The 1,180-nt window shown below is 56.0% G+C and carries 1 protein-coding gene and 1 pseudogene; one reads left to right on the top strand and one right to left on the bottom strand.

What is annotated here, in order from left to right:
* The first annotated feature begins 93 nt into the window (after nt 1–93).
* On the top strand, nt 94–621 hold the full coding sequence (locus AC097P_RS24400) for an HIT family protein (RefSeq protein WP_479613001.1): 528 nt from the start codon (nt 94–96) through the stop codon (nt 619–621).
* 298 nt (nt 622–919) lie between these two features.
* Here AC097P_RS24400 and AC097P_RS24395 read toward each other — a convergent pair.
* A pseudogene (locus AC097P_RS24395) lies at nt 920–1,180 on the bottom strand (hypothetical protein); the annotation flags it as partial.

Genomic DNA, 1,180 nt, shown 5'->3' with positions numbered 1-1,180 from the left:
TCACTCAAGGAAATGAAAGGGCACTTCGTTTCTATGGGAAGTACGGTTTTCGGGTGGTTCCATCTTCCGATGGAACAATACTGACGAAACAGGTTGAACATGACGCTGGAGGCGGACCACTGTTGCGGCCGCCTCAGCTTTGAAGTTTGGCTTCAGAACCAACCAATGTCTAGCCCTACCTGTCTTAGCTGCGCGGTTGTTGCAGGCGAAAAAGAAACACTCGGCGGAACAATCGTAGAGACGGCAAACTTCCATGCGCACCAAGACGTCGCCTATCCAATTCCTGGCCTTGTCATCGTCGCAGCCAAGAGGCACGTGAAGTGCCTTGACGAATTGTCAGAAGACGAGGCAGTCGAGTTCATGCAGACCGTTCGCCGCATCCGATGTCAGCAGCGCGAGAGCCTCGGCATCGAACACGTCTACTACTTCTACAACGAAGACACTACGCACCACTTCCACCTCTGGCTTGTGCCGCGCATGACATGGATGCAGAGCTTTGGGCGCTCTGTTGAATCACTTCGTCCAGTACTTCTCCATGCCAAGACCCAAATGAACACCCCGGAACATCTGGCAGAGGTTGTGCGCTGCGTCGGAGTCCTAAGGTCAGCACTCTCGGCGTGAGCGCACTGAAGCCTAACGAGTATGGTTAGATCGTGCGAAGCCACGATCTGAACCGGTTGTTGGACGAGCCCGGCCCGTAGCGACCTCTTTCTGAAATTATCTTTTTCGCCCCGTCACCTGCAAAGGGCCTTGGGGTGAGCCAAACCCGGCAGTGACGATGATTTGCGCCCATCATTGCAATGGTGCGCGGCCCATATTGGGCATTTGGCGGGCCCCAATCAGCCGTGTTGTACTGATTTTGGCCGAGCCCAGCCACAGCACCCATTGGGCACTGATGCGCGGGTGTGAATGCTCGGGTTTAGCGGGCTGCAAAGCCCTCGCTGTTGAACTGCAGCGGTGGCGCGATCAGCGGCAAGATGGGTCGTCGCACGATAACCATGGCAGCTCCACAGCATCGACAAAGCAGCTTGGGCCGTTCAGATTGGGTTGTTTGCGTCGCCTCAGCTGGAGCCGTGCCACAGGACCTGAACACCAGCAGTCGCAGCAAGGCGATCAATCGCTTGCTGTTGGGGTGCAAAAATCCATAGTTGCGCGCTCGCCTAAAACCCTTGGGCAATAC

This window comes from Rhodoferax sp. ZS1R8 (assembly GCF_056521325.1).
This window is presented reverse-complemented; position numbering and strand designations above follow the sequence as displayed.